This is a genomic window from Stenotrophomonas sp. PS02301 (genome assembly GCF_029959485.1).
In the GTDB taxonomy this organism is placed as follows: Bacteria; Pseudomonadota; Gammaproteobacteria; order Xanthomonadales; family Xanthomonadaceae; genus Stenotrophomonas; species Stenotrophomonas maltophilia_Z.
On the sequence record NZ_JASCOO010000168.1, the window covers coordinates 1 to 4,424 of the forward strand.

Here is a 4,424-nt window from a genome sequence, read left to right on the forward strand (position 1 = left end):
GCGCACGGCAGCGTTGCCGTGCGCGGTCGCCGGGGTCAAAGCATGTTCATGCCGGTGTCGAATTCCTTCGCATCGAGCTTGCCATCGCGGTTGCGATCGCTCATGTCCAGGTGCGGCAGCAAGGGATGCTCGGCAGGCAGGTCGCTGCGGCGGATGAAGCCGTCGTTGTCACGGTCGAGCTGCTTGAACGCGGCCGCGTGCTTGCTGGTCGGTGTCGCAGCGGGGGGCTTGGCGTGGCCGGCGTGGTGATCGTGTCCGGCGTGGGCCGACTGGGCCAGTGCGGTCGGCGCGGCGGCAAGCAGGGCGACTACGGGCAGCAGGGTGAACAGGCGCATGGGAATCCTTCGAGAAGATGATTGAAAAGGTGGACGGAGACGGGGCTGCAGACGGAGGGCCGGGCCACGTCGCAGACATCGCGGTCGGGGTGGGGAGGCGATGCGATGACTGCAGTGGCGCGCTGCTGACGGTTTCGCCATGGCGAGGTGCATGCGGTCGCCACCCTCGCGCTGTGCGGCGGGCGGCAGACGAGGCAGGCAGCGTCGGCATCGGTCGCCCGTGAGGTGGCCGGCCGTCAGCGGCGGATCAGGCGATGGGAGGGCGGATCCGCCGGTCGGGTGCGAGGCTGCTCCGGCCGGCAATGGCGGGCAGGGGCGCCGTGGATCGCGGCAGGCCCATCAGCAACGGCAGCGCGGCGGGCAGCAGCACTGTGCCCTGTTGTGGGCAGTCGCAGTGATCATCGTCCACACACCCGGCGGCAGGGCCGGGCTGCCCGACGTCTTCGTCGGCGTGCAGCCCCGGGGCCGTGTCATGGCAGCTGCGCTCGGCAGCGCTGCTGCTGGCCACCGCGGTGGGCATCGCCATGGCCGTGGCGGCCCACGCCGAACCGACCGCACTGGCGATCAGCGTCAGGCACAGCAGCAGGAGCGTCAGGGAGCGAGGCAAGCGCAGGGCGGAGGCAGGTTCGGGACCGGCGCTCACCATAGCATCGCCGCCCGGCAAACCCGGCCATTCCGGTACCGCCGGGACGGACGCAGTAGAATCTGCTCAGCCTTCCTTCAAGTGTTCATCCATGTCCCAGCGTGAATGGGTAGCCGCGGCCATCCGCAAGATCGACGCCGATTTCAACCGTTCGGCCGATACCCACCTGATTCCGATGGACCTGCCCGGGTTCGAGGGCATCGACCTGTATTTCAAGGACGAGTCCAGCCACCCCACCGGCAGCCTGAAGCATCGCCTGGCGCGCTCGTTGTTCCTGTATGCGCTGGCCAATGGCTGGCTGCGCGAGGGGCGCCCGGTGATCGAGGCGTCCAGCGGTTCCACGGCGGTGTCCGAGGCATACTTCGCGCGCCTGCTGGGGCTGCCCTTCATCGCGGTGATGCCGGCCACCACCTCGCCGGAGAAGATCGCGGCGATCGAATTCCACGGCGGCCGTTGCCATCTGGTGGAGCGCGCCTGCGACCTGAACTGCGATTCGGAAACGCTGGCCCGCGAAACCGGTGGCCACTTCATGGACCAGTTCACCTACGCCGAGCGTGCCACTGACTGGCGCGCCAACAACAACATCGCCGAATCGATCTTCAAGCAGATGGCCGAGGAGCCGCATCCGGTGCCCGAGTGGATCGTGTGCAGCCCCGGTACCGGCGGCACGGCGGCCACGCTGGGCCGCTATGTGAGCTACCGCCGGCATGACACCCGCATCCTGTGTGCGGACCCGGAAATCTCCGTGTTCTACGACGGCTACTGCGCCGCGCTGGCCGGCCAGCCCTGGCGCGAGCTGACCTGCAATGGGGGCTCGCGGGTGGAAGGCATCGGCCGGCCGCGGGTGGAATCGAGCTTCATTCCGACCAGTGTCGATGCGATGGTCAAGGTGCCCGATGCGCTGAGCCTGGCCGCGATGCGCCACGTCACCCGCCAGCTGGGCCGTCGTGTCGGCGGCTCGACCGGGACCAATTTCATCGGCGTGCTTCAGGCCGCGCAGCTGATGCGTCAGGCAGGCCGCAGCGGCTCGATCGTGACCATCCTGTGCGACAGCGGCGATCGTTACGCACACAGCTATTACAACCCCGCGTGGTATCCGACGCAGGGCATCGACGTGGATGGCGCCGATACGGTGCTCGCGGCCGCAGTGGCCGGGCAGGGGCTGCCGGTGCTGCCCTGCGTCTCGCTGGAAACGCTGTACTGAGCGCGGCACCGGCTCTGGCGTGAACCTGGCCCATCGGCGTACGCCGGGGCCTTGTGCGGGGCGGGGGGCAATGCCATATCGTGGGGTGATGCCGCTGCAGCGGCCCTGTTGTCTGGAGATGCCTGTGACCCCCACCAACCCCCTGCTCGATTTTTCCGGCCTGCCGCGTTTCGATGCGATCCAGCCCGAGCACATCGCCCCGGCGATCGATGCCCTGCTGGCCGACGCCGAGGCCGCGGTGAAAACCGCCGAGACCGTCTCCCCGGTGACCTGGGCAAGCTTCGCCGAGCCGCTGGACGACGCTACCGAGCGCCTGTGGCGTGCGTGGGGGCAGGTGGGCCACCTGCAGGCCGTCGTGAACACCCCGGCGCTGCGCGAGGCCTACAACGCCAATCTGCCCAAGGTGACGCGCTTCGGCAGCGCACTGGGCCAGAACCTGGCGCTCTACCAGCAGTACCGGGCCCTGGCCGCCGCGCCGGAAGCGGCGCAGTACGATCCGGCACGCCGCAAGGTGCTGGAGAATGCCCTGCGCGATTTCCGCCTGGGGGGTGCTGAACTCGATGACGCCGGCAAGGCGCGCTACAGCGCGATCCGCGAGGAACTGTCCGCGCTGTCGGCGACGTTCTCGCAGAATGTGCTTGATGCGACCGATGCCTGGTCGTTGCACGTGGAAGACCGTGCCGAACTGGCTGGCCTGCCGGACGATGTGATCGCCGCTGCCCGCGCTGCCGCAGAGAAGGATGGCCTGACCGGCTGGAAGCTGACCCTGCAGATGCCGTGCTACATCCCGGTGCAGACCTACGCCGAACATCGGCCGCTGCGCGAGGCGCTGTATCGCGCCAACGCGGTCCGCGCCTCCGAGTTCGGCGATGCCGCGCTGGACAACAGCGGCAACATCGATCGCGTGCTGGCGTTGCGTGCGGAGCTGGCTGCGCTGCTGGGCTTCGCCAACTACGCCGAATATTCGATCGCCACCAAGATGGCCGAGGATGCGCCGCAGGTGCTGGGCTTCCTGCGCGATCTCGCCGCGCGCGCCAAGCCGTACGCACAGCGCGACCGTGCCGAGCTGGAGGCCTTCGCGCGCGACGAGCTGGCCCTGGCCGCGCTGGAAGCGTGGGACCTGGCCTTCGCGGCGGAGAAGCTGAAGCTGGCGCGCTACAGCTATTCCGAGCAGGACGTGAAGCAGTACTTCACCGAGCCGAAGGTGTTGGGCGGCCTGTTCAGCGTGATCCGCAGCCTCTACGGGCTGGAGGTGCAGCCGGACAGCGCGCCGGTGTGGCATCCGGATGTGCGCTTCTTCCGGGTGGTCGATGCGCAGGGCGCGCTGGTGGGTCAGTTCTATCTCGACCTGTACGCGCGCGAAGGCAAGCGCGGTGGCGCGTGGATGGACGATTGCCGCAACCGCCGTGAGACCGCTGCCGGTGTGCAGACACCGCTGGTGTACCTGGTCTGCAACTTCGGCAAGGGGGCCGCGGGGCAACCGGCGACCTTCAGCCACAGCGATGTGACCACGCTGTTCCATGAAATGGGGCATGGGCTGCATCAGTTGCTGACCCGCATCGGCGAGCTCGGCGTGGCCGGCATCAACGGCGTGGAGTGGGACGCGGTGGAACTGCCGAGCCAGTTCATGGAGAACTTCTGCTGGGAATGGGAGCGCGTGCAGGCGATGACCGCACACGTAGCTACCGGCGAGCCGCTGCCGCGTGCGTTGTTTGACCGCATGCTGGCCGCACGCAATTTCCAGAGCGGCATGTTCACCGTGCGCCAGCTGGAATTCGCCCTGTTCGACATGCAGCTGCACAGCGATTTCGACCCGACCCAGGACAGCGTGCAGGTCCTGCTGGAGCGCGTGCGCGATGAGGTGGCGGTCAACCGACCGCCGGCCTGGAATCGCTTCCCCAATCAGTTCAGCCACATTTTTGCCGGTGGCTATGCGGCGGGCTACTACAGTTACAAGTGGGCCGAAGTGCTCAGCGCCGATGCCTATGCCGCCTTCGAGGAAGCGCCGGACAAGGTGACCGAGACCGGTCAGCGGTTCCGCGATGAAGTGCTCTCACGGGGCGGCAGCCGGAGTGCGGCAGAAAACTTCGCTGCGTTCCGTGGGCGCGCGCCGACCGTGGACGCGCTGCTGCGGCACAACGGGATGGTGTGATCCTGGTGACGGTAGTGCCGGCCGCTGGCCGGCTCTGCATCCTGCCGCCAGGGGCGGGGTGTCATGCAACGTGAGGAGCCGGCCAGCGGC

General features: G+C 68.2%; 4 protein-coding genes. 2 read left to right on the forward strand and 2 right to left on the reverse strand.

Going from position 1 to position 4,424, the window contains the following annotated elements; all coding sequences use genetic code 11:
* Nucleotides 1–35: 35 nt before the first annotated feature.
* Entirely contained in the window at nucleotides 36–335 is a 300-nt protein-coding gene (locus QMX81_RS20495; RefSeq protein ID WP_183073707.1) for a hypothetical protein, read from the reverse strand.
* A gap of 247 nt (nucleotides 336–582) precedes the next feature.
* Entirely contained in the window at nucleotides 583–942 is a 360-nt protein-coding gene (locus QMX81_RS20500; RefSeq protein ID WP_193222784.1) for a CopL family metal-binding regulatory protein, read from the reverse strand.
* Between the two features lie 127 nt (nucleotides 943–1,069).
* Here QMX81_RS20500 and QMX81_RS20505 point away from each other — a divergent pair, with 127 nt between their 5' ends.
* Together QMX81_RS20505 and QMX81_RS20510 are read left to right on the forward strand one after the other, a co-directional pair.
* Nucleotides 1,070–2,182, forward strand: a complete 1,113-nt coding sequence (locus QMX81_RS20505) for a PLP-dependent cysteine synthase family protein (RefSeq protein WP_088433788.1) — start codon at nucleotides 1,070–1,072, stop codon at nucleotides 2,180–2,182.
* A 118-nt stretch (nucleotides 2,183–2,300) separates the two neighbouring features.
* The gene (locus QMX81_RS20510) at nucleotides 2,301–4,334 is read left to right on the forward strand and encodes a M3 family metallopeptidase (RefSeq protein WP_282264280.1); all 2,034 of its coding nucleotides are present in this window, start codon (nucleotides 2,301–2,303) and stop codon (nucleotides 4,332–4,334) included.
* The last annotated feature ends 90 nt before the right edge of the window (nucleotides 4,335–4,424 follow it).